This window comes from Ensifer adhaerens (assembly GCF_013283195.1).
Lineage (GTDB): Bacteria > Pseudomonadota > Alphaproteobacteria > Rhizobiales > Rhizobiaceae > Ensifer > Ensifer adhaerens_G.
In genome coordinates, this window is sequence record NZ_JABEKT010000005.1 from 255,601 (window position 1) to 278,331 (window position 22,731).

Annotated in this window: 23 protein-coding genes, 1 tRNA gene and 1 pseudogene; 12 read left to right on the top strand and 13 right to left on the bottom strand. The window is 62.7% G+C overall.

From position 1 onward, the window contains the following. The first annotated feature begins 131 nt into the window (after positions 1 to 131). Complete coding sequence (locus LPJGGPFB_RS30470) at positions 132 to 1,178, top strand: threonine aldolase family protein (protein ID WP_173423649.1); 1,047 nt, start codon at positions 132 to 134, stop codon at positions 1,176 to 1,178. A gap of 25 nt (positions 1,179 to 1,203) precedes the next feature. On the opposite strand, the gene LPJGGPFB_RS30475 is transcribed toward LPJGGPFB_RS30470, so the two are convergent. After that, a complete protein-coding gene (locus tag LPJGGPFB_RS30475; RefSeq protein WP_173423650.1) occupies positions 1,204 to 2,061 on the bottom strand; it encodes a LysR substrate-binding domain-containing protein in 858 nt (285 codons plus the stop codon). A gap of 96 nt (positions 2,062 to 2,157) precedes the next feature. Here LPJGGPFB_RS30475 and LPJGGPFB_RS30480 point away from each other — a divergent pair, with 96 nt between their 5' ends. Beyond that, positions 2,158 to 3,147, top strand: a complete 990-nt coding sequence (locus LPJGGPFB_RS30480) for a bile acid:sodium symporter family protein (RefSeq protein ID WP_173423651.1) — start codon at positions 2,158 to 2,160, stop codon at positions 3,145 to 3,147. Between the two features lie 55 nt (positions 3,148 to 3,202). Here the strand turns inward: LPJGGPFB_RS30480 and LPJGGPFB_RS30485 are convergent, their stop codons facing one another. Then, a complete protein-coding gene (locus LPJGGPFB_RS30485) occupies positions 3,203 to 3,664 on the bottom strand; it encodes an Hsp20 family protein (protein ID WP_077500592.1) in 462 nt (153 codons plus the stop codon). Positions 3,665 to 4,058: 394 nt separating this feature from the next. Between LPJGGPFB_RS30485 and LPJGGPFB_RS30490 the strand changes: the two genes are divergently transcribed. Beyond that, complete coding sequence (locus LPJGGPFB_RS30490) at positions 4,059 to 5,024, top strand: alpha/beta fold hydrolase (RefSeq protein WP_173423652.1); 966 nt, start codon at positions 4,059 to 4,061, stop codon at positions 5,022 to 5,024. Positions 5,025 to 5,051: 27 nt separating this feature from the next. Here the strand turns inward: LPJGGPFB_RS30490 and hisN are convergent, their stop codons facing one another. After that, positions 5,052 to 5,825, bottom strand: a complete 774-nt coding sequence (gene hisN / locus LPJGGPFB_RS30495) for a histidinol-phosphatase (RefSeq protein WP_173423653.1) — start codon at positions 5,823 to 5,825, stop codon at positions 5,052 to 5,054. Between the two features lie 317 nt (positions 5,826 to 6,142). Next, entirely contained in the window at positions 6,143 to 7,024 is an 882-nt protein-coding gene (locus tag LPJGGPFB_RS30500; RefSeq protein WP_173423811.1) for an N-formylglutamate amidohydrolase, read from the bottom strand. Between the two features lie 195 nt (positions 7,025 to 7,219). Here LPJGGPFB_RS30500 and cpdR1 point away from each other — a divergent pair, with 195 nt between their 5' ends. From cpdR1 to LPJGGPFB_RS30515, 3 genes are all read left to right on the top strand, one after another. After that, positions 7,220 to 7,582 (top strand): response regulator CpdR1, encoded by a 363-nt coding sequence (gene cpdR1, locus LPJGGPFB_RS30505; RefSeq protein WP_025424823.1) that lies wholly within the window; start codon positions 7,220 to 7,222, stop codon positions 7,580 to 7,582. A gap of 273 nt (positions 7,583 to 7,855) precedes the next feature. Further along, positions 7,856 to 7,930: transfer RNA gene (locus LPJGGPFB_RS30510), tRNA-Val, on the top strand. Between the two features lie 406 nt (positions 7,931 to 8,336). Continuing rightward, the gene (locus tag LPJGGPFB_RS30515) at positions 8,337 to 9,029 is read left to right on the top strand and encodes an alpha/beta fold hydrolase (RefSeq protein ID WP_173423654.1); all 693 of its coding nucleotides are present in this window, start codon (positions 8,337 to 8,339) and stop codon (positions 9,027 to 9,029) included. Positions 9,030 to 9,126: 97 nt separating this feature from the next. Here the strand turns inward: LPJGGPFB_RS30515 and LPJGGPFB_RS30520 are convergent, their stop codons facing one another. The 6 genes from LPJGGPFB_RS30520 to LPJGGPFB_RS30545 form a co-directional block, all read right to left on the bottom strand. Beyond that, complete coding sequence (locus tag LPJGGPFB_RS30520; RefSeq protein WP_173423655.1) at positions 9,127 to 9,804, bottom strand: peroxiredoxin-like family protein; 678 nt, start codon at positions 9,802 to 9,804, stop codon at positions 9,127 to 9,129. 193 nt (positions 9,805 to 9,997) lie between these two features. Next, the gene (locus LPJGGPFB_RS30525; RefSeq protein WP_173423656.1) at positions 9,998 to 13,276 is read right to left on the bottom strand and encodes an adenylate/guanylate cyclase domain-containing protein; all 3,279 of its coding nucleotides are present in this window, start codon (positions 13,274 to 13,276) and stop codon (positions 9,998 to 10,000) included. Positions 13,277 to 13,498: 222 nt separating this feature from the next. Next, positions 13,499 to 13,759, bottom strand: coding sequence for a hypothetical protein (locus tag LPJGGPFB_RS30530; protein WP_173423657.1), 261 nt, complete (start codon positions 13,757 to 13,759; stop codon positions 13,499 to 13,501). A 36-nt stretch (positions 13,760 to 13,795) separates the two neighbouring features. After that, positions 13,796 to 13,978 (bottom strand): hypothetical protein, encoded by a 183-nt coding sequence (locus LPJGGPFB_RS30535; RefSeq protein ID WP_173423658.1) that lies wholly within the window; start codon positions 13,976 to 13,978, stop codon positions 13,796 to 13,798. 111 nt (positions 13,979 to 14,089) lie between these two features. Then, entirely contained in the window at positions 14,090 to 15,016 is a 927-nt protein-coding gene (gene dapA / locus LPJGGPFB_RS30540) for a 4-hydroxy-tetrahydrodipicolinate synthase (protein WP_173423659.1), read from the bottom strand. An 11-nt stretch (positions 15,017 to 15,027) separates the two neighbouring features. After that, positions 15,028 to 15,531 (bottom strand): hypothetical protein, encoded by a 504-nt coding sequence (locus LPJGGPFB_RS30545; protein ID WP_173423660.1) that lies wholly within the window; start codon positions 15,529 to 15,531, stop codon positions 15,028 to 15,030. A gap of 302 nt (positions 15,532 to 15,833) precedes the next feature. Here LPJGGPFB_RS30545 and ilvD point away from each other — a divergent pair, with 302 nt between their 5' ends. Both ilvD and LPJGGPFB_RS30555 read left to right on the top strand, forming a co-directional pair. After that, entirely contained in the window at positions 15,834 to 17,672 is a 1,839-nt protein-coding gene (gene ilvD / locus LPJGGPFB_RS30550; protein WP_173423661.1) for a dihydroxy-acid dehydratase, read from the top strand. 161 nt (positions 17,673 to 17,833) lie between these two features. After that, on the top strand, positions 17,834 to 18,262 hold the full coding sequence (locus LPJGGPFB_RS30555) for a lipocalin-like domain-containing protein (RefSeq protein ID WP_173423662.1): 429 nt from the start codon (positions 17,834 to 17,836) through the stop codon (positions 18,260 to 18,262). A gap of 36 nt (positions 18,263 to 18,298) precedes the next feature. On the opposite strand, the gene LPJGGPFB_RS30560 is transcribed toward LPJGGPFB_RS30555, so the two are convergent. After that, positions 18,299 to 18,703, bottom strand: a complete 405-nt coding sequence (locus LPJGGPFB_RS30560; protein ID WP_173423663.1) for a GFA family protein — start codon at positions 18,701 to 18,703, stop codon at positions 18,299 to 18,301. Positions 18,704 to 18,857: 154 nt separating this feature from the next. After that, positions 18,858 to 19,263: pseudogene (locus LPJGGPFB_RS30565) on the bottom strand (GFA family protein). 101 nt (positions 19,264 to 19,364) lie between these two features. Here LPJGGPFB_RS30565 and LPJGGPFB_RS30570 point away from each other — a divergent pair. Continuing rightward, positions 19,365 to 19,856, top strand: coding sequence for a MarR family winged helix-turn-helix transcriptional regulator (locus tag LPJGGPFB_RS30570; RefSeq protein ID WP_173423664.1), 492 nt, complete (start codon positions 19,365 to 19,367; stop codon positions 19,854 to 19,856). On the opposite strand, the gene LPJGGPFB_RS30575 is transcribed toward LPJGGPFB_RS30570, so the two are convergent. After that, complete coding sequence (locus LPJGGPFB_RS30575) at positions 19,842 to 20,288, bottom strand: MarR family winged helix-turn-helix transcriptional regulator (protein WP_173423665.1); 447 nt, start codon at positions 20,286 to 20,288, stop codon at positions 19,842 to 19,844. The genes LPJGGPFB_RS30570 and LPJGGPFB_RS30575 overlap by 15 nt on opposite strands. Positions 20,289 to 20,349: 61 nt before the next feature. On the opposite strand from LPJGGPFB_RS30575, the gene LPJGGPFB_RS30580 reads away from it, so the two are divergent. The 3 genes from LPJGGPFB_RS30580 to LPJGGPFB_RS30590 all read left to right on the top strand — a co-directional run bounded on the left by LPJGGPFB_RS30580 (position 20,350) and on the right by LPJGGPFB_RS30590 (position 22,515). Next, positions 20,350 to 21,078 carry a DUF899 domain-containing protein gene (locus LPJGGPFB_RS30580; RefSeq protein ID WP_173423666.1) on the top strand — a complete coding sequence of 243 codons (729 nt, stop codon included), beginning with the start codon at positions 20,350 to 20,352 and terminating at the stop codon, positions 21,076 to 21,078. Between the two features lie 121 nt (positions 21,079 to 21,199). Then, complete coding sequence (locus LPJGGPFB_RS30585; RefSeq protein WP_173423667.1) at positions 21,200 to 21,664, top strand: DUF1579 domain-containing protein; 465 nt, start codon at positions 21,200 to 21,202, stop codon at positions 21,662 to 21,664. Positions 21,665 to 21,744: 80 nt separating this feature from the next. After that, positions 21,745 to 22,515, top strand: a complete 771-nt coding sequence (locus LPJGGPFB_RS30590; protein ID WP_173423668.1) for a VOC family protein — start codon at positions 21,745 to 21,747, stop codon at positions 22,513 to 22,515. Positions 22,516 to 22,731 lie beyond the last annotated feature (216 nt).

Below are 22,731 nucleotides of genomic sequence, written 5' to 3' on the forward strand. Positions count from 1 at the left end.
GTTTTCTTCATTTTGGTTTCAAACTGGTATTCTGTTGGCCTCTTCCGCAGAGACCGTGATTGATCCGGTCGGGAAGTGGGTTATGGTCGCCCGAACGACGCCGACACGCCCGTAAAACAGGACGACATGTGATGATTTTTTCCTCTGACAACTGGGCTGGAGCCCACCCGGCCATCGCCCAGAGCCTCGTGACCCATGCCGGCGGCTATGCCTCCGCCTATGGCACCAGTGAGCTCGACCGGAAGGTGGAGAAAAGACTGTCCGACGTTTTCGAGCGCGATGTCGCCGTTTTCTTTGTCGGCACGGGAACAGCCGCCAATTCGCTGGCACTTGCCAGCGCGAGCCGCGCCGGCGGCGTCGCGTTCTGCCACCGGGAAGCCCATGTGACCGCCGACGAATGCGGCGCTCCGGAATTTTTCACGCACGGCTCAAGATTGAAACCGGTCGACGGCAAGCACGGCAAGATGGATGCATCGCGCCTGGAAGCGGAAATTCGCCGCTACCCACTCGACAACGTCCATGGTGGTCAGCCGATGGCGGTGACGTTAACGCAGGCGACTGAAAGCGGCACCGTTTACGCGCTCGAAGAGATCGAGGCGATCGCAGCCGTCGCCAAGGCGCACAAGTTGCCATTGCACATGGACGGTGCGCGCTTTGCCAATGCGCTGGTCAGCCTCGAGGCGACACCGGCTGAAATGACCTGGAAGCGTGGCGTCGATCTCGTTTCCTTCGGTGGCACGAAAAACGGCTGCTGGTGTGCCGAGGCGCTTGTCCTCTTCGATCTCTCCAAGGCGCACGAGATGCACTTCCTGCGCAAGCGATCGGCCCAGCTGTTCTCGAAATCCCGCTTCGTCTCGGCCCAGTTCGACGCCTATCTCGAGGGCGACCTCTGGCTCGACCTCGCCCGGCATTCCAACGCGATGGCCCGCCGTCTTGCCGACGGCATCGCCGCCTCGCGCACGAGCCGGCTCGGCTGGCCGGTCGACGCCAACGAGGTCTTCGTCATTCTGAAAAGCGACGTGGCGGCAAAGCTGCGCGAACAGGGCGCGGTCTTCTACGATTGGCCCGTTCCGCATGATCTTGCCGGAAGCCTTGAAGCCGACGAAGGCCTTTACCGCCTGGTGACGAGCTTTGCCACGAAGGCAGAGGACGTCGATCGCTTCGTCGCCGCCTGCTGAGACGGATCAGCCCGAAGGGCCCGGCTCAAGCCTGGCCCTGCAGCGTCCGTACCTTCGAAAGGATCTCGGTCGAGAGCGCCGCCAGCAGTTTCTGGTCGGCGCCCTTGCTCGGGACCAGCACGAATTCGACATCTTCGAGCGGCGGCAAGGTGCCGGCAGGCAATTCCCTGAGACCCTGTGGCGCCATGCTGCGCGGCTGGACGAGCACGCCCATGCCGGCTTGCGCTGCGGCCGTCAGCCCGCTGAGGCTGCCGCAGGTACAGACGATCCGCCACGGCAGCCGATGCCGGTCGAGCACTTCGAGCGCCACGCTGCGCGTGATGCTCGGCGGCGGGAAAGCAATCAGCGGCAATACGCGGTCGCGCTTGATGCGCTCTGGATCGCGCGCCAGCCACACGAGCGGTTCGCGATAGACCAGCTCGCCGCGCGGATCGCCGAGCCGGCGCTTCGCCAGCACCAGGTCGATCTCGCCGCCATCTTGCATCTGGTAGAGCACGCCACTCAGCGCCACCGTCAGTTCCAGCTCCACCGACGGATGCGCCCGCACGAAATCTTCAAGCACCCCCGGCAGCCGGCTGGTGACGAAATCCTCCGAGACACCCAGCCTCAAGCGACCGCGAAGGCTGCTTTCGGCAAACAGCGCCTTGACCTCGTCGTCGATCGCCAGCATCGAACGCGCATGGGCAAGGAGGGCCTGGCCGTCGGTGGTCAAGGACACCCGATGCGTATCGCGGGCAACGAGCTTGCGCCCGACAACCGCCTCAAGCCGTTGAATATGCTGGCTGACCGTCGATTGCCCGAGTGTCAGCTTCTCCGCGGCAAGCGTAAAGCTGCCCATCTGTTCGAGCGCGACGAAGCTGCGCAGTTGCACGAGGTCCAGCATTTATTATCCATTTTCGCGATAACTGTTATTCCTTGCATCCTGCTTCATAATGACATTTCTCAGCAAGGTGTTTTCTCAATCGAGCCAGTGACAGCCATGCGCCGCTACCTTCCCGATACGTTCACCGTGCTTCTGCTTCTGACCGTGCTCTTGGCCTCGTTGCTGCCGATCCAGGGCGGCGCAACCGTCTGGTTCGCCATGGCGACAAAGGTGGCGGTGGGCCTGGTGTTCTTCCTGCATGGCGCGCGGCTTTCGCGTGACGTTGTCATCGCCGGTTTTCTTCATTGGCGGCTGCATCTGGCGATCCTGGCCTCGACCTTCGTGCTGTTCCCGGTGATTGGTCTTGCCGTCGGTTTCGTGCCGTCGTCGGTCCTGCCGCCGGCGCTCTATACCGGCATTCTCTTCCTCTGCGTCCTGCCCTCGACGGTGCAGTCGTCGATCGCCTTCACATCGGTTGCCGGCGGCAATGTCCCGGCGGCGATTTGCTCAGCGTCCGCCTCCAACATCTTCGGCATGTTCCTGACGCCGCTGCTGGTTGGCCTGCTGTTTTCCGCCGGCGGCCATGGCGGCGTGTCGCTGGATGCGCTGGAGCAGATCCTCCTGCAACTGCTGGCGCCGTTCATTGCCGGCCAATTGCTGCAGCCCTGGATCGGCGGCTGGATCCGGGCGCGCAAGGGTCTGCTTGCACCCGTGGACCGCGGTTCGATCCTCATGGTCGTCTATCTCGCCTTCAGCCAAGCGGTCACATCCGGCCTGTGGCAGACCTTTTCGCTCACCGATCTCGGCGTGCTTGTCGCGATCGAGGTCGTCATGCTGGCAGCGGTGCTTGCGGTCACCATGTTCGGCAGCCGTCTCCTCGGCTTCAACCGGGCCGACGAGATCGCCATTACCTTCTGCGGCTCGAAGAAGAGCCTTGCGAGCGGCATCCCGATGGCGAGCGCCATCTTTGCCGGCCAGAACATCGGCGCGATCGTGCTGCCGGTCATGCTCTTCCACCAGATCCAGCTGATGGCCTGCGCCGTGATCGCCCAGCGCTATGCCGCCCGCAAAGAGCCGGATGCAATCGCTGAACCCGCCAGGACATAACGAAAAAGGCGGCATCCTTTCGGGCGCCGCCTCTTTGAAGCTTGGGAGGTAGGGATTAGAGGCTTTGAGCCTCGATCTGCTTCGGCTGCGAGGCGACCGACGTAATGTCGATCCGGCGCGGCTTGGCTGCTTCCGGGATCTCGCGGGTGAGGTCGATGTGCAGCAGGCCGTTCTTCAGCGAAGCGGACTTGATCTCCACATGGTCGGCAAGCTGGAAGCGGCGCTCGAAGGCGCGCTTGGCAATACCGCGATGCAGGAACTGGTTTTCTTCCGCCTTTTCCTCGCTCTTTTCGCCCTTGATCGTCAGCGTGTGTTCACGCGCTTCGATCGACAGTTCCGTTTCGTCGAAGCCGGCAACCGCCATGGTGATGCGGTAGGCGTTTTCGCCGGTACGCTCGATGTTGTAGGGCGGATAGGTCTGGGCCTGGTCAGGCTGGCCGAGGCTGTCGAGCATCGTAAAAAGGCGGTCGAAGCCGACGGTGGAGCGATAGAGGGGGGAAAAATCAACGTGACGCATGGTGTCCTCCTGGGAGCAACTGTTTGCGATATCTGGTCTGCCACCCCATCCAGGCAGCGGCGCGACCGGTGAACGGACCCGTTATCGGCGTCCGTGAGCAGAACATGGGAATGCGATTTCGCCAGTTCAAGGCATGCCACCTCAAGATTCTTGTCCGGTGAACGGCGCATGAATGCACGGTTCGGCCGCGGTTCAGATCGTGGGGACTAGAACAGCCACACTGGGAGGAAATCTCCTGGGGCTGAAGTGACATGTCCCTTCTCCTTCAGCGGCCGGAAACGGTGATCGTCCGGATTTCACCCACCGTTTCCGGCTTTTTTCTTTGACGGCGCCAAGCCCGCCGCCTATCCCTGATGCCTAGGATCAACGCGCCTTCACCCTGGTTTCGTCCGTCATGACCACAATCCTCCACTCCACACCTGACAATCCGATACCGGACAATCCCGTGGCAGGCTTCTTCGATGGAGCCGGCGGCCGCAAGATCCGTTATGCGATCTTCAAGACCAAAACGCCGATTGCGCGTGGCACCGTGGTGCTGCTGCAGGGGCGCAACGAATCGATCGAGAAATACTTCGAGACTATCGCCGAGCTCAACGCTGCCGGCCTGTGGGTCGCCACCTTCGACTGGCGCGGCCAGGCGGGCTCCGAGCGGCTTCTGCCCGAGCCCGGGCGCGGCCACGTCGAACACTTTTCCGATTACGAGCGCGATCTGACCACCTTCCTCGAGCAGATCGTGCTGCCGGACACCCGACTTCCCTTTTCGATCGTCGCCCATTCCATGGGCGCACTGGTCGCCTTGTCCCTCGCCCCGATGCTTTCGAGCCGCATCGATCGCCTGGTGGTGCTCGCCCCCTTTGTCGGCCTCGGTGGCCAGGTGATCGGCGAACGCAGCATCGCGAGCATGGCAACGGTAATGCGCTGGCTCGGCCTCGGACGTCTGCCGCTGCACGCCGACAAGGGCAACCGCCCCTTTGAAAACAATGTACTGACGGCCGATCGCCGCCGCTTTGCGCGCAATCTTGCTCTGACCGATGCCTATCCGGAATTGCGGCTTGGGCCGCCATCGGCGCGCTGGCTGACCGAAGCCTTTCGCGCGGTGCGGCGTGTCACGCGCCGCGAACATCTGACCCGCATTACCCTGCCGACGATTATCCTGGCGCCGACGGCCGATCGGCTGGTGCCGCATATCGCCGTCGAGTGGCTGGCACGCAACTTCCGCGCCGCCCACATGATCCCGATCGACGGTGCGCGCCACGAACTGCTACACGAAGCGGATCGCTATCGCGCCCAGGCGATGGCGGCCATTCTTGCGTTCATCATTCCCGATGAAGACGACGAGGACGAAGGCGAAGCGGCCTGAGAAGGGTCACGCCTACCTGCGCTGATATCAGCCCTTGAGGATTTCCAGTGCCTGCGCATGCAGCGCAGCGCTGCCGGCAGCGACGACTTCGCCGCCCATCTCCGCCGGTCCGCCCTGCCAGTTGGTGACGATGCCGCCAGCCTGCTCGATCAGTGGGATCAGGCCACCGACGTCATAGGGCTTGAGCCCGCACTCGATCACCAGGTCGACATGGCCGGCCGCCAGCAACGCAAAGGCGTAACAATCACAGCCGTAGCGGAACAGCCGCACCTTGTCCTGCAGCGCCTCGAAGCGGGTCTTGTTGTCGCCGGTGTAGAGATGCGGCGAGGTCGTGAACAGCACCGCATCGGACAGCGCGTCGCAGGCGCGGGTCGACAGCACCTTGTCGCCATCGGGGCCGCGATAGAGCGCCTTCGTGCCATCGGCAAAGAAGCGCTCGCCGGTGAACGGCTGGTCCATCAGGCCCATCACCGCATCGCCGTTGCGATAAAGTCCGACCAGCGTGCCCCAGACCGGAAGGCCGGAGATGAAAGCGCGCGTACCGTCGATCGGGTCGATCACCCAGACATATTCGCGATCAAGGCCGACATTGCCATGCTCCTCGCCGAGAATGCCGTGATCGGGGAAATTCTGCTCGATCAGCGCCCGGATCGCCGCTTCAGCCGATTGGTCCGCTTCCGTCACCGGATCGAAACCGCCCTCGATCTTGTTGACGACGCTCGTACCGATGCGAAAGCGCGGCAAGGTTTCCGCCTTGGCGGCATCGGCGAGACGGTCGAAAAAGGAGCGGTCGGGCAGCATGGCACTCTCTTTTGGGGAAGGAAGCAGGAAGGTCCGATCTGCATAGCCGAAATTTGCAGAAAGGCAAAGGCAGGCAGCCCGCTGCTGGTGATCGATGACGGTGTGCCGCGCCAGCGGCTTCAGTGCATTCGAAGCGGTGAAATTCCTTTGATGCACTGCAAAAGTTTTCAGTCGCTCAACTTGACAATTGTGCAGTGCAATATTAGGGTTTTCATGCAGTCACTCGTGACTGTAAATACCCTCCTTGGGTGTTTCCTCCCTAGACTTAACCGCGCCATTGGCGCGGTTCTTTTTGAGGTCTGGCAGGAAACCGGCGATTACTCCGCTGCAAGCGGCAGATAGGCGCCATAGTCCTCGACATGGCGCGCGAGCGAGGCGATGAAGCTGGTGAGGTCGTCGACCAGCGCCCCGAAACCAGGCTTCCTGACCAGCGTCGTCTCATCGACATAGAGCCCGCGATTGATCTCGATCTGCAGCGCATGCAGGCCCCGGCTCGGCCGGCCGTAGTGTTCGGTGATGAAGCCGCCGGCATAGGGCTTGTTGCGTGCAACGGTATAGCCGAACTCCTGCAAGAGATCGACGGCTATCCGCGACAGCTCCGCGGCCGCACTGGTGCCGTAGCGGTCACCGATGATGAAATCCGGCCGCTGGGCGCTGCCGGGCAGATGCACGTTGCCCGGCATCGAATGGCAATCGATCAGAACCGACATTCCGAATTGCACGTGCGTGCGCGCAATCAGCTTGCGCAAGGTGGCATGGTACGGTTTGTAGATCGTCTCGATCCGCGTCAGCGCCTCTTCGACGGGAAAACGGCCGCGGTAGATTTCCATGTTCTCGGCTACCAGCCGCGGCACGGTTCCAAGGCCGCCCGCCACCCGCATCGAGCTGATATTGGCGTGCGGCGGCACCGGGCCGTCGAACATGCGCGGGTCGAGTTCGTAAGGCTCGCGATTGACGTCGAGGAAGGCGCGCGGGAAATGCGCCAAGAGCATCGGCGCGCCGAGGAACGTCGCATTCTGGAACAGCTCGTCGACGTAGTGATCTTCGGACCTACGGATTGCCAGCGCATCGAGGCGCGACTGATCGAGAAAGGCCTGTGGATAAGATCGACCGCTGTGCGGCGAGTTGAATACGAAGGGAATCCGCTGGCTTGCAGGTTCCAGAACCTCAAACAGCTCCCTCTCCGTCATCTCCCCCATCGGAACCCTTTTTACCATGTGCGGTTCTTGCTGTTGTCATCATGTTGCCAGTTGGCCGGCTCTGTGTCCATAGTGCGCCCACTCCGGTTTCTCGGGAGTTGACGCGCCGCGTTCACGAGATATTTACCCCGTTGCGGCTTGGATAGAACGCTGCAATCCATCCGCAATGAATAAACAGAAGCAACGGCCGAGTTCATGACTGTGAAAATCCTTCTTGCCGAAGACGACAACGATATGCGCCGCTTCCTTGTGAAGGCGCTCGAAAAGGCTGGCTACAAGGTCATGTCCTATGACAACGGCGCCAGCGCCTACGATCGCCTTCGCGAAGAGCCCTTCTCGCTTCTCCTGACCGACATCGTCATGCCGGAGATGGACGGCATCGAGCTTGCCCGCCGGGCGACCGAGCTCGATCCGGATCTCAAGGTGATGTTCATCACCGGCTTTGCCGCCGTCGCGCTCAATCCGGATTCGAAGGCTCCGAAGGACGCCAAGGTCCTGTCGAAGCCGTTCCACCTCCGCGACCTCGTCGACGAGGTCAACAAGATGCTGGCCGCCTGAGGCCAGACATTTTTCCACAGCCGCCGCCTCCGTCCGCACCAGTTCAAGACGGTTCAGCGCGGATTTCAGATTGACCGCCGCGATCCACAGGGATCTTCGGCGGTCTTTTCATTTCAGTGACTTACGCGCAAAGCCCGGAAATCCGGGGCTTCCTGCCGGCGGCCAAAGGCTGCGGATAGCGGCGAAAAACGCCCTGCAAAATTTCTGTCAAAAAACCTGCAAAAACCCTATTGACGCGACAGCGGGTTCTATGGTCTATGCGCCTCATCGGATGGGCGTGTAGCTCAGCGGGAGAGCACTACGTTGACATCGTAGGGGTCACAGGTTCAATCCCTGTCACGCCCACCATCCTTTACTCAGGCGAACATCCCCATCACCTGGCCCTTCTCAGAGACAGAAAACCAGATGCAGGCTCGGCAAACGGCTGCGCCGCGCATATTGGCTTTATGTCAGTCCATCCCCCAACACGGAACTACTCCCGGTAGACGCCGCAATCCGCACATATGCGCGCCACAGCAAGGCTGCCTGCCGTGATCGCATCTTCGCGCAAAGGCGCCACGCGACGTTAATGCCGCCATCGACCTCACCGCGACCAGCATGGCGAATCGTCGGCGTGCGCATGGACCGACCAACCGCGCCGCCCTACCTTGCTCTTTCGGCCTGAACGCAGCCGCCAGACATCGGCCATGCGTCATCTCGACGGCAAAGGAGCCAGGATTAGAGAGCCTCCCCACGGGAAAGAAGGGAACGGACAATGCCAGCCATCAAGAACATCGTGCTCGTCCATGGCGCCTGGGGTGACGCCTCGCATTGGCGCCACGTGATACCGCCGCTGCATGCCAAGGGCTACAAGATCGCCGCGGTCCAGAACCCGCTGACGTCGCTTGCCGACGATGTCGACCGGACATCAAGGCTGGTGGCAGCGCAAGACGGGCCGACATTGCTGGTTGGCCATTCCTACGGGGGTGCGGTGATCACCGGCGCCGGCCACGCGCCGAATGTCGCCGGCCTTGTCTATATTGCCGCCTTCGCGCCCGATGAAGGCGACAGTCTTGGCAGCATCTTCGCCCGCCGCGATCCCCCTTCCGGCGCCGGCAGCATCCGGCCGGACAAGGATGGTTTGCTCTGGCTCGACCAGGCGACGTTCCGCCAGAGTTTTGGTCAGGATCTCGGCGAGACCGAAGCGTTGGTCATGGCCGTGGCGCAGAAGCCGATTGCCGGGCGCTGTTTCGAAGACAAGTCCGGCCCGCCGGCCTGGAAGGTGAAGCCCAGCTGGTACCAGGTCTCGAGCCGAGACAACATGATACCGCCGGAAACGGAAGCGTGGATGGCCGAGCGCATCAAGGCAAAAAAGACGATCACGCTCGACGCAAGCCACGCATCGCTGGCCTCGCACGCCCCGGAGATCGTCGCACTAATCGAGGAGGCGGTTGCCTCCCTCGCCTGACGTCAGTCCTGACACAACGACGGCCCCGGAAGACATTCCTCCTCCGGGGCCAGATTGTTTTAAATGGATGAACGGCCGAGGCGCAAATCGGCCGTCGTCAATGGGCGACGTTGGAGGCGGCCGACATCAGCTCCTCGCGGCGCGGCATGCCGAACATGTTGCGCCCGTCGTTCGTCGCCTCGGTAAAGCTCCAGCGCACGATGCCATCCCGGTCGAGCAGGAACTCGCCGACGAGCTGACCCTCGCCGGCGGCGATCATACGCTCGTCGTCCTGCATGATTTGATAGCCGTCCGCCTTGTCGAGATAGGACGAGGCTGCCCAGGGATCCATCGCGGTCGGCAACTCGCCGGGCATATCGATCAGCATCGCCATGGCGGTTTTCTTGGCGAGCTTGTGGGGCCATTCGTCCTCATCCTCGGTGAACTGAAGATTGGGCAAGCCGAACGCGCGATGCGAAACCCGCTCCGGATCGGAAGCCGCCAGCAGATTCGGCAAGGGATGGTAGCGGAAATAGAGCCGTGCCCGGTCGATCGGCGTGTTGACGACTGTCAGGCTCTCGATGCCTTTTTCGCGCAACGCCCCGTCGAGCTGCGCCATCGCAGCGATCTGCCGCCGGCAGAAGGGGCAATGCAGACCACGGAACAGGCCGACCAGGACAGGCTTGCGTCCGCGAAAATCGTCGATGGAAATCTGGCCATCCTGGGTGATGGCGTCAAGGACCACGTTCGGCGCCCGATCGCCCGGCTGTAGCGGTCCGTTGTGGTGTTCAATCATGATCTCTTCTCCTCGTACCGATCGTGGGTTGCGGAGACGCGGGCGGACGTGTCGAACGCTGGGACGAACGCGCCGTCGCGTCTGACGCAGAACCGATTTGGCGACACAAATCTGCATTTCGGACAGCCATTGGCGCCCGATCCTGCAATCCGGATCGTCTTACTTGCCTTCGATGGACCTGCCCTGCAGCGCCCTAGTCGAGAAACGGCAGTATCGTCAGCGCTTCGGGATCGAGACCGTGCCGTGTGCATATGTCGCGAGCCGAAGCAAAGTGCCTTTCCGCACCCTCGAGGTCACCCGCATCAAGGCAGAGTGTCGCCAAGCCATCATAGCACGGAAACAACAGCTGCGCCTCTCGCGTTTCGAACGCGAGCTCAAGAGCCTCCTCGTAGAGACGCCGCGCGACATCAGGGCGCCCATGGCACTGGTCGATCTGTCCCAGCACCAGCAACGACACCGGCAGATGATCGCGCTGATCGAGTTCGCGGTCGATCGCGATCGCCCGTTCGGCAGCCGGAATGCCGTCGGCCGCACAGCGATCAGTGAAGGTGCAATAGGCCACGGCCAAATTGGAAAGCAGCCGCGCCTGGAAGCCAAGGTCGCCGATACGATGCGCCATGTCGAAGCCGAACTTGCAGACCTCGATGGCCCTGCGCGGCTCGATGATCGTGTAGAGAACGGCGAGATTGGTATAGCCCCGGCAGGCTGCATTGAGCAGATCGGCAGCCTCCGCGACGGCGACGCTGCGTTCGATCGTTGCGATCGCCTCGGAGCCGCGGTTAAGGCGCGCCAGCGCCACGCCCTTGGTATTGAGGGCTTCTGCGGTCACCCGGTCCACTTCGCGCCGCGCCTGCAGAGCTTGCGGCATCAGCCCGCCGACGCGCTTCAAGGCGTCGTCGGCCCAGACGATCGCGTCGGCATAGCTGCCCATGCGAAAGGCAAGGTGGCCCCGCTCCTGGGAGAGATGGGCGCTTTCGATCGGCGCATCCGCGTCTTGCAGAAGTTGGGCCGCGTTGGCGAATGCCGCGAGCGCCTCGTCGCGTCGGGCTGCCTCCCACAACAGATGTCCGAACTTGCGCTGGATGCGGGCCGCGGAGATCCGATCGTCGGTGGCACGATAGACGTCGAGGAGGGACGCGTAGTGCCCCGCAGCCGTATCGCGCTGCCCCGAAGGCCCGAGCAGGTCGGCAACCCGCTCGCGGGCGGCAAGCCATTCGCCCCCCTCCTCGCCAGCCTCCGCCCAGGCGGCCATCGCCTGCTTGTAGAACCGTATGGCATCGTCGTTCGCATAGATCGCCTGCGCACGTTCTCCCGCCGACATGAGATAGCGTGCGCCTTTCGATTTATCCTCCGACTGGCTGAAGTGGTGGCCAAGCAGCGCCATTTCCTCCAGTCTCGTGGTCTGCGCTCCATAGCGGCGCTCGAGCCGGTCGGCGACGACGGCGTGTATCTCCGCACGCCGTCGTAGAAGCAGATTGTTGTAGACCACCTCCTGCAACAGCGTCTGGGTGAAGCGATAGGTCTGCGCGCCCTGCAGGCGGCCCTCTCGCGTCTCCTCGATAATCTCGGCATCGCACAGGATATCCAGCGCGGCATCAATCGTGGGTTCGTCGCCGGCGACGACCCGCAGCAATTCGACATCGAACCGTGGGCCGATGACCGCCGCATGATGAAGCAGCCTGCGCGACTGCGGCTGCAGCCGGTCGACCCTGCCGAGCAACATGGCTTCGATGGTGACAGGAATGTCGACGGTCGCCTCGCGCTCCACCACGCGCCAGGCGGCGCCGAAATGCTTGAGAGCATCGACTTCGATCAGGCCCCGCACGATTTCTTCGATGAACAGCGGGTTCCCGCCGGCGCGCGCCAGAATGCGGCCTGCCAACCCCCGGTGCAGGCCATCGGCACCGAAAAAGGCGGACAGCAGCCTGTGCCCTTCGGCATCGGTGAGCGGCGCGAGCCGCAACGCCGTCAGGCTCGTTCGGCCAGGTCTCAGCCGGTCGACCGCCGTTTCGGGACGCTCCGTCGTCAGCATCATCAATGGACCGCCCTCCATCCGATCGAGGATAAAGGCGATGGCATCGAGGGACGCCGCATCGGCCCAATGCAGATCCTCGATCACCAGCAGCAGCGGCGTTCGCGACAGGCGTCGCTCGAAGATGGCGCGCACCGCTGCAAAGAGCTGGCGACGCATCTGTTCCGGCTCGACATGGCGCAAGCTTTCGTCCTGCGTCCCCATTCCCAGGATGCGCAGGAAGAGCGGCAGAAGCTGTTCCAGTTTTTCGGGCGCAAAGCCGATCTCGGCCAGCCCCGCTGTCAGCAACTCGGTGGTGCGTTCCAGGGTATCAAGGGGCGAGATGCCATAGGCGCCGCGCAACACAGATGCCAGGACGCCGTAGGAAGGCTCTCCAAGCGGAGATGAGCTTGCCCTGCGAACGACGACATGCCCGAAGCGCGGGTCGACGGCGACCAGCCCAAGAAATGTATGGACGAGCCGCGATTTTCCCATCCCTGCCTCGCCGGACAGCCGCACCAGTTGCGCCGCCCCGTCACAGGCAAGCTCCAGGCAATCGAGCAGCCGCTTCATTTCCGCGTCGCGCCCGACTAGCGGTGCAGTCAGGCCCAACGCCTCCAGGCCGCGGGCGGCACCAGGGGCGTCAAGTACCTTTATCAGCCGGTAGACCTCGACAATGCCGGCCTTGCCGCGCAGCGCGGTTGCCCCCAGCGCCTCATAGGCGAAGGCATGCCGGGTCACGCGATAGGTGACGGGGCCGACGAGAACCTCGCCGGGTCCCGCCATGGACTGCAGGCGCTGGGCGGTGTTCACGGCATCCCCCGTGACCGAATAGGATTTGCTGTCTCCCGCTCCCAGGGCACCGGCGACAACGGTGCCGGTATTCAATCCGATGTGCAGGTTCACCGGCGCGCCGATACGATCCTCCCAGCGTTCACCGATCAGGTTTGCTCGCGCAATCATGTCGATCGCAGCGCGAAGGGCGCGCTCGGCATCGTCCTCATGCGCCACCGGAGCGCCAAAAAGCGCCAGCAAGGCATCGCCGATGAATTTGTCGACGAAGCCGCCATAGGTTTCGACCGCTTCGGTCAACTCCACAAAAAGTTCATTTTGAAAGGTTTGCAGGATCTCCGGATCCATATGCTCGCCGAGGCCGGTGAAACCGCACAAATCGGCAAAAAGGATGGTCGCCGTGCGACGGTCGGCATTTTCGTTGTCGCTCGATACCGTTGGGGATTGACCCCGTGCCGCCCTCGGCAGGGGCATGACGGCAACCTGTCCCGAAACCAGGACCTTGACGGCCACCGGCTTGTCCAACGGTGTCCCACAATTCGGGCAGAAGGCGAAACCGGGCAGGCAGTCTGCACCGCAGCCCGGACACGGGCTCTGCTGTCTGGCCCCGCAGCTCGGGCAAAACGAAAAACGCCCCTCGATGTTACAACCGCACTCGTGACACTTCATCAATAGCGAACCTTCGAAGAGGCCCCGCGCCACATGCTATCCAGAGCCATTTGCACACAGTCAACGCAAAACAATGAACCCGCGGGCGCGGGTTTGCAAGCAATCGCTAACATGAAGATGTCAAGGTCTGACAGGCTCCGAACAGGACGCGCCATGGCGCTGTTCGGCACTCATCCGTCGGCCAGGCGGGCGCCTTGACCGACGGAAGCAATGACGTCGAAATCAGGAGTGGGTGCGGCGCGAAGTCGGCCTGCTCGCAAACATCCCGAGATCAATGGCGGCACCGTCCGGTGCGCGGCACACGTCTTCGGGGTGCCGATCGCTCGCTTCCACCGCGAAATGGATCGCCGCCGCCTCGTTGGTGAAAAGCCCTCCGACCAATCCTTTACGGTCGGAAACAACCCACCATCCGTGACTGTCGCGCCCGACAACGAAACGCGCGCGCGCCGAAAAGCCGCGCCCTGGCTGCTGCATACTGCCCATGATCGAATGGTCCTCGTTGATGAAGATTGCGGCGGCTCAGCCGGCAAGCCAGGGAATGACGGTCTGGATGGCGTAGGCGAGGCCAAGCACGGCGCCGAGGCGGATGCCGATCCCGAGGAAAGCATCGCGAACGACACTGTTGTCGGCTGGGTGGGGCTCGATCTCGTGCGACCGGCGCCTTAGTTCCGCCTGCGCGGCAAGGTGGGGAAAGCGTGACATGGTCTGTCTCCTTTGAGGGGTTTGACGAAAGGCAAGGGCGGCACCGGGCGCGCACAATGGCAAGATCCGTCCGATCTGCGATGACATGGAAAATTCGATCGGTGGCCGGGCTCAGCTCGCAAGGGCAAGCGGCAAGCGGGGACTGCGGTGCGCCTCGATCAACGGTTCGAGCGCCGAGCGAATTTCCGCCGCCGTCTCCAGCGACACCGTCGTCAGCGGCAACCGCACTTCGGGGCTGAAGCCCCGCGCCAGATGCAGCGCGTATTTGATCGGGCCCGGATTGGTTTCGCGCTCAAGCGCGGTGAACAGGGGCTGGAGCCGTTGATGGATGGCGACGGCCGCCTGGGCGTTGCCGGTTGCGATTGCGTGGTGCAGCGAAACCATCAGCCGCGGCACGACATTTGCGGCCACCGAGATCGTGCCGTGGCCGCCGCAGAGGTTGAAAGGCAGCGCCGTCTGGTCGTTGCCGGAGAATTGGCTTAGCCGCGCCTTGAGGGATGGCGGCGATGCAAGGAAGCGGCCGATGTCGCCCGTTGCATCCTTGATGCCGATGACACCGGGCAGTTGCGCCAATCGCTCGAGCGTGCGCGGTGCCACGTCGACGCCGGTGCGCGAGGGAACGTTGTAGACGATGACAGGCAGATCGACAGCCCGGACCACCGCCTCGTAATGGCGATAGATCCCCTCCTGCGAGGGCTTGTTGTAGTAGGGCGCAACGATGAGCGCCGCATCGGCGCCGAGCGCCTTGGCCTCTGCCGTCAGTTCGATCGTCGTTTGCGTGCAGTTGGTGCCTGTGCCCGCGATTACCGGCATTTTTCTCTCGGCGACTTCGACGCAGCGTTCGATGACCATCGACCGCTCTGTGCGCGAAAGCGTTGCCGCCTCACCCGTCGTTCCGCAGGCGACGATGCCGGAAATGCCGTGGCGGATCTGCCATTCGACGAGCGACATCAGGCCGATGCCATCGACCTTGCCGTCCTTGAATGGCGTGACCAGCGCCGTGATCGCCCCTTCGAGGCGAAGCGAATGATCGCTCATGGAAATATCCTTCAGGTTGGGAGATGACTGCTGCGGGTACCGTGGCTTTCGATGACAAGCCGATGGACGCGGCAGCATTGCAGGAAGGCCGATAGGATCGCCGATGCCAGATCGGCGTGGCGCGCCTTGAATGTGACCCGGCCGGTGCCTCCAGGCGCGTAGCGAAGGGCGCAGGTCCACACTCCGCACTCATGGCTGAGTGTACGCAGGCAGAGCTTGGCTTTGGTGGCCATCGTCAGGTGGATCACGGCATCGACCAGCGCGTCTGCGGCCATCAGATCGCGAAAACGGCGCGAGGGCCAGTCGTCCGGCACCAGGTCGGACCTGTCGAGGAGCAACCGCACGGCCTCCCAGACGTGATGTTCGCGCAACCGACGAACCGTGGCGATGCGCACGAGCAGATGCCTCAGGGCATCTGGCCCGCCTTCGGTCTGGCCTCCCTGGAAGGGGTCGATGCCGTGGCGGCGATCCGGTGTATCGGAACGATGGCGAAAGCTGAAATCGTGAAGGGTCATGGTGCTCACCCGTTGTCGATGAGCAAACGCTACCCCCGCCCCACGTCCGGTTTCGATTGCGACTTGCGTCGACCGGCATAAGATTTTCATAAGGAGATCGCGTGTCGGGTGTGCAAGGCAAGGACGCGACGCTAGAGTGCTGCAAGGCGGCGATAGCCGGCGGAAATGCGGCCCGTGTCGCGTCGAAATAATCTGACGCAAAAGATGACGCGCACGCAATTTTGCGCTAGTTAGCCCCCTGCACTGGCGGTCGGTGACCGTCCTATCAGCCAATGACATTTCGTCCTTGAAGGAAAACGTCCATGCCTGCCTATCGCTCCCGCACCACCACCCACGGCCGCAACATGGCCGGCGCCCGCGGCCTTTGGCGCGCGACGGGCATGAAGGACGGCGACTTCGGCAAGCCGATTATTGCGGTGGTCAACTCGTTCACGCAGTTCGTGCCCGGCCACGTGCACCTCAAGGACCTCGGCCAGCTCGTTGCCCGCGAGATCGAGGCGGCCGGCGGCGTTGCCAAGGAATTCAACACCATCGCCGTCGATGACGGCATCGCCATGGGCCATGACGGCATGCTCTATTCGCTGCCCTCGCGCGAGATCATCGCCGACTCGGTCGAGTACATGGTCAACGCACACTGCGCCGACGCCATGGTCTGCATCTCCAACTGCGACAAGATCACCCCCGGCATGCTGATGGCGGCGCTGCGGCTCAACATCCCCGCCGTCTTCGTCTCCGGTGGCCCGATGGAAGCCGGCAAGGTCGTGCTGCACGGCAAGACCCATGCGCTCGACCTGGTCGACGCCATGGTCGCCGCCGCCGACGACAACATTTCCGACGAGGACGTCAAGGTCATCGAGCGCTCCGCCTGCCCAACCTGCGGTTCCTGTTCCGGCATGTTCACGGCCAATTCGATGAACTGTCTGACGGAAGCGCTCGGCCTGTCGCTGCCGGGCAACGGCTCGACGCTGGCGACGCATGCCGACCGCAAGCGCCTGTTCGTCGAAGCCGGCCACCTGATCGTCGATATCACCCGCCGCCACTACGAGCAGGACGACGAAAGTGTCCTGCCGCGCAACGTCGCCTCGAAGAAGGCGTTCGAAAATGCCATGGCGCTCGACATCGCCATGGGTGGCTCGACCAACACCGTTCTGCACATTCTCGCCGCCGCCCATGAGGGCGAGGTGGATTTCACCATGGCCGACATCGACCGGCTGTCGCGCAAGGTTCCCTGCCTGTCGAAGGTGGCACCGGCCAAAAGCGACGTGCATATGGAAGACGTACACCGCGCCGGCGGCATCATGTCGATCCTCGGCGAACTCGAAAAGGGCGGGCTGATCAACCGTGATTGCCCGACGGTGCACAGCGAAACCCTCGGCCACGCCATCGACCGCTGGGACATCACCCGCACGACGAGCGAAACCGTGCGCAACTTCTTCCGCGCTGCACCCGGCGGCGTCCCGACCCAGGTCGCTTTCAGCCAGGCAGCCCGTTGGGACGAACTCGACACCGACCGCGAAAAGGGCGTCATCCGCTCGGTCGAGCATCCCTTCTCCAAGGACGGTGGTCTTGCGGTTCTGAAGGGCAACGTCGCGCTCGACGGCTGCATCGTGAAGACTGCCGGCGTCGACGAGAGCATCCTGAAGTTCTCCGGTCCGGCCCGCGTGTTTGAAAGCCAGGATTCGTCGGTCAAGGCGATCCTTGCCAACGAGATCAAGGCCGGCGACGTCGTCGTCATCCGCTACGAGGGTCCGAAGGGCGGCCCGGGCATGCAGGAAATGCTCTACCCCACGAGCTATCTGAAGTCGAAGGGCCTCGGCAAGGCCTGCGCGCTGATCACCGACGGCCGCTTCTCCGGCGGCACATCGGGCCTCTCGATCGGCCACGTTTCCCCGGAAGCGGCAAAGGGCGGCACGATCGGCCTCGTGCGCGAAGGCGACATGATCGACATTGACATCCCCAACCGCACGATCAGCCTGCGGGTCGACGAAGCGGAACTCAGCCGCCGCCGCACGGAGCAGGACGCCCAAGGCTGGAAGCCAACCGAGATCCGCAAGCGCAAGGTGACGACGGCGCTCAAGGCCTATGCGGCGTTTGCCACCTCGGCAGACCGCGGCGCGGTTCGCGACCTCGGCGATCTCTGAACGAGTAACGGTTGACGAGATGGAGGCTCCCGCTCGCGGGGGCCTTTTTTATGCGGGTAGCACCGCTCGCTGCCACACACGCCCTTGCCAAGGCCAGCCGGCCTGTTCCGTCCACAATTCACCTGCTATTTTAGGTTTACCTAATTTTATTGAGGTGGACGATGACAAACGCAGCGGACCTGCTCGGCACTTGGAAAATGCTCTCCTGGACCCGAAAGGCGGTGGTATCCGGCGAGATCACCGATGCGATGGGCCCGGATCCCATCGGCTACCTCTCCTACCAGCCGGACGGCCGCATGACCGCGGTGGTGGTCGAGCGTCACCGGCCGGCACCGAAGGGCACGACGCCCACCGACGAGGAGAAGGTGGCGCTGTTCGATTCGATGCTCGCCTATGCCGGCTCCTACACGCTCGAGGACGGTAAGGTCATCCATCATGTCGATGCGAGCTGGAACCCCATCTGGGGCACCTCCGACCTGGTTCGACCCTACATTCTGGACGGCGAGCGGCTGGTGATCCACAGCGCGCCGGGCATCGATCCGACAACCGGCGAAGAGGTCACCTACCACCTCGAGTTCCGAAAGGTTTGAAACGCGCGCCCTGCGCCGTGATGAAGCCTGGCGGCCCTAGAGATGGCGTGTTTCGGCCGGCGGGTGAAACCAGTTGTTGTTGCGGCCGTCCATATATTTCACCGGTGCTTCGGCCAGCACCGCCGGATCGAGGTCGTCGAGGGCGGCCAGATTGACGGAGTAGTATGCGCCGCCGATCTCTTCGATGTAGCCGTGGCCATAGGCAGCGATCCCGCAGGTCTTGCAGAAGCGATGATGCCCGCTGAAGCTGCCGAACTGGTAGTCGGCAATATCGACTTCCTCGGCCTGCAGCCGGAACGCATCCGGTTTGACGATCGCGCCCCAATAGCGCTTCTTCCAGCAGATCGAGCAATTGCACTTGCCGGTACCGGCGTCGAGATCGATGTCGGCCTCATAGCGGATCTTCCCGCAATGGCAGCTCCCCCGATAGGTCATTTTCATTGCCTTCACTCCCAGACCAGAACAGCGCCCATCTCAATGCGCCAACATGACAACTTGCTGTCGTCTTACGCTCGCATAATGACAACATATTGTCAATTGCATCCATTGGAAAATCCGGAAAAGGAAATGACGGCGACCGCAAGAGACTGCCGATCTAAAGGTGCCGAACCTCCAAAGGCGCATTCGCCCAGTCGTCGTTGCGCCCATCCATGTAAGAGACGGGAGCTGCGGCAAGCGCCGAAGGGTCGAGATCGTCGAGGCAGGCAAGATTGACGGAATAGTAGGCGCCGCCAAATTCCTCGACATAGCCGTGGCTGAACGGGACGATGCCGCAGGCACGGCAGAAGCGGTGATGCCCGACCTTGGCACCGAACTGGTAGTCGGCGACATCAGCCTCCTGCGACAGCACGAAAATCACCCGGCCGGACCTGCGCACCCCAATAGCGCACCTTGGCACAGAGCGAGCAGTTGCACTTGGTCGTGCCGGCATCGAGATCGAAATCGGCCTCGTAACGCACCTTGCCGCAGTGGCAACTGCCTTTGTATGTCCGCTTGGCCATTTCGATTTCCTCCTCGTTCGATCAAAATCCTTGCGACAAACAACTCGCCATGACAACATGCTGTCATTATTCATCATCGCACAATGGTTGTCGCCGTCAACATGAACGATCCCCTTCGCACTCCCGCCGGCGACGCCTTCGCTGAGTTCGCCATCTCGGTGCTACGTCTGGCCGGCCCATTGACCGCGGCCGGCGACGTACTCGCCAGACCCTCCGGCCAGACCAGTGCGCGCTGGCAGGTGCTGGCGGCAGCAAACCACGCGCCGATGTCAGTCGCCGACGCCGCACGCGCGCTTGGCCTTGCCCGTCAAGGCGTTCAGCGGATCGCCGATCTGTTGGAAAGCGAGGGGTTGATCGCCTACGGCGACAATCCGGCGCACCAGCGTGCCAAGCTGATGGTGCCGACGCCGCGCGGCGAAGAGGTGCTGGATGAAATCAAGGCCAGGCAGGCCGTCTGGGCAGATGCCTTCGGCGCAGAACTCGGAGAGGAGCGAATGCAGCAGGCAACCGCATTGATCGGCGAAGCCATCGCCATGCTGCGGGATCGCCCGGCGACGGTCTGGAGCGCTGGCTCGGCTTCAGGCGATCTGTAGTAGGTCGGCACGCAAACGCGCCGGCCCATCCTGTCCCAGCCTCTCGTCGACGACCGCGTGGGTCGCCTTCCAGATCGGAACGGCCCGTGCCAGAAGCTGCTCGCCCTCTGGCGTCAACCGCAACCTGCGCGACCGCCGGTCGTCTTCGTCGGCGAAAATCTCGACGAGCCCGCGCCGCTCCAGCGGTTTCAGCGCCGCCGTCAGCGTCGTACGATCCATGGCAAGCAGCGAAGCCACGGCACGCATGTTCGGCGGGACAGGGCGATTGAGCGACATCAGCAGGGAAAACTGCCCGTTGGTGATATCGAGCGGTCGCAGGGCCTCGTCGAACTGGCGGGCGATCGCGCGGGCCGCGCGTTGGACATGCAGGCACAGGCATGTGTCCTTCACGAACCCTGTGGTCTCGAACGGAATGACGGGCGATTTTGACATGATCGATTAATGTTGATATCAACGTAAATAGTCAAGTGCAACGTTGGAAGGAGGAACGGGCATGAGACAGGATCATGCAGTCGTATCGCCGCGTGAATGGCTGAAAGCGCGCAGGGCGCTTCTGGATCTGGAAAAAGAACACACCCACCTGAGAGACAAGGTCAACGCGGCGCGCCTCGCTTTGCCCTGGGTGAAGATGGAAAAGTCCTACATCTTCGACACACCGAACGGCCCAAAATCACTGGCGGACCTGTTCGACGGACGCAGCCAGCTCGTCGTCTATCACTTCATGTTCGGCCCGACCTGGGAAGCCGGTTGCCCCGGCTGCTCGTTCCTCGTCGATCATTTCGACGGCATGCTGCCGCACCTCAATCACCACGACGTCACGTTGATCGCCGCCTCCAATGCGCCGCTTTCCAAGCTCGAAGCCTACAGGAAACGCATGGGCTGGCATTTCCCCTGGGTTTCGGCCGAGGGCAACGGCTTCAACAGCGACTTTCACGTCGCGTTCACTCAGGCCGAACTCGCTGAAGGCAAGGTCGTCTACAACTTCACCGAATTGGAAAGCGCCAATGCGCACGAGGAACTGCCCGGCCTCAGTGCTTTCCAGAAGACCGACGACGGCAGCGTCTACCATACCTACTCCACCTATGCCCGCGGGCTCGAGGAAATGGTCGGCACGCTGATGCTTCTCGACCGCGCGCCAAAGGGACGAAACGAGGATGGCACGCAAGGGTTCGTGCGTCGCCACGACGAATATGAAGATGCCCCTCGACGCAAGGCCGGTTAAGCCTCCCAAGGCAGCGCACCCGACGATGGAACCTTTCGTCGTCGGGTGCGTTTCTAATCGCCTGTACCCTTGACGTGCATCTCAGATCGAATGGCAAGTCGCCGTCGGAAGGGAAACATCGATGAAAGCGGAGCCGGAGGAGGCCCATCGCTGGCTTGAGCAATTGCTCGGCGATTGGCAGGTACACACGCCGGATGCGCCGGCGAAAGGCACCCCCTGGACCGAACATGTTCGCAGCCTCGAAGGTCTCTGGACGGTCTGCGAAGGGCGCGGCACGATGCCGGACGGCAATTTCGGCCAGAGCTTAATGACCCTCGGATACACGCCCCAATCCGGTCGCTTCGTCGGGACCTGGGTCGGTTCGATGATGAACCACATGTGGATCTATGACGGCGAGCTTGAACCCGACGGGCGGACGCTGTCTCTTTACTGCGATGGCCCGGACTTCGATGTCCCGGGAAAGCAGGCCAGATATCGCGACGCAATAACCCTTGTCGACCAATCCCGACGGCTGCTGACAGCCCATGTCAGGAGGGACGACGGGACCTGGAAGGAACTGATGACGGCGCAATACACGCGCATCTGACAGCGAATTTCGAACACATCACTCGGGGCGCATTGGCCTCGGTCAGCGCAGAATCCCACTTTGCAACCGGAGGACAGAAGATGGCAGGCCATCACGGCAAATTCGTCTGGTACGAACTGATGACGACCGACACCAATGCGGCGGAAACCTTCTACAAGGATGTCGTCGGATGGGACGCCCGCGACGCCGGCATGCCGGGCGTGAACTATACCCTGTTTACGAAAGGCGAGCAGCAGGTCGCAGGGCTGATGACCATGCCCGAAGGCGCACTCGAGATGAACGTGCCGCCCGCCTGGCTCGGCTACATCGGCGTCGACGATGTCGATGCCGCGGCGGCGGACGTTGCTGCCAAGGGCGGCAAGATCCACCGTGCGCCCGACGACATCCCCGGCATCGGCCGCTTCGCCATCGCCACCGACCCGCATGGAGCGGTCTTCGCCCTGTTCAGCGGGATCGGTGATCCCCCACCGGCTGTCGACCCGATGGCTCCCGGCCAGATCGGCTGGCACGAACTGATGTCCGGCGACCTCGACACAGCCTTCCCCTTCTATGCCGGGGCTTTCGGCTGGACGAAGGACCAGGCCATGGATATGGGCGAGATGGGCATCTATCAGATCTTTGCCATCGACGGCGCCCAGGCCGGTGGCATGATGACCAAGCCGAAGGATATCCCTTCACCCTACTGGCTCTACTACATCAGCGTTCCAGCGCTCGACACGGCGATCGAGCGCATCAAGTCCGGCGGTGGCAAGATCGTGCTTGAGCCGATGGAAGTACCGGGCGGCGCCTGGATCGTCCAGGCGCTCGACCCGCAAGGCGCCCTCTTCGCCCTGGTCGGCCAGCGAGGCTGAACGCCGTTGGAATGGATCTGCCCGGCACCCGCCGATACGGCCCGGGCAGGTCAAGCCGCACCATTCGTCGGTACAGTTTTTCCAATTGCGCATGCCCTGCGCCGCGCGCATCCCTCAGTTGCAGTTTTACCCCTGGTATTTTAGGGCATTTCAAGGATATTTAACACCTTATGCGATAGTACTGCGGCACGTATCACTGATCGCGGAAAGCATTCG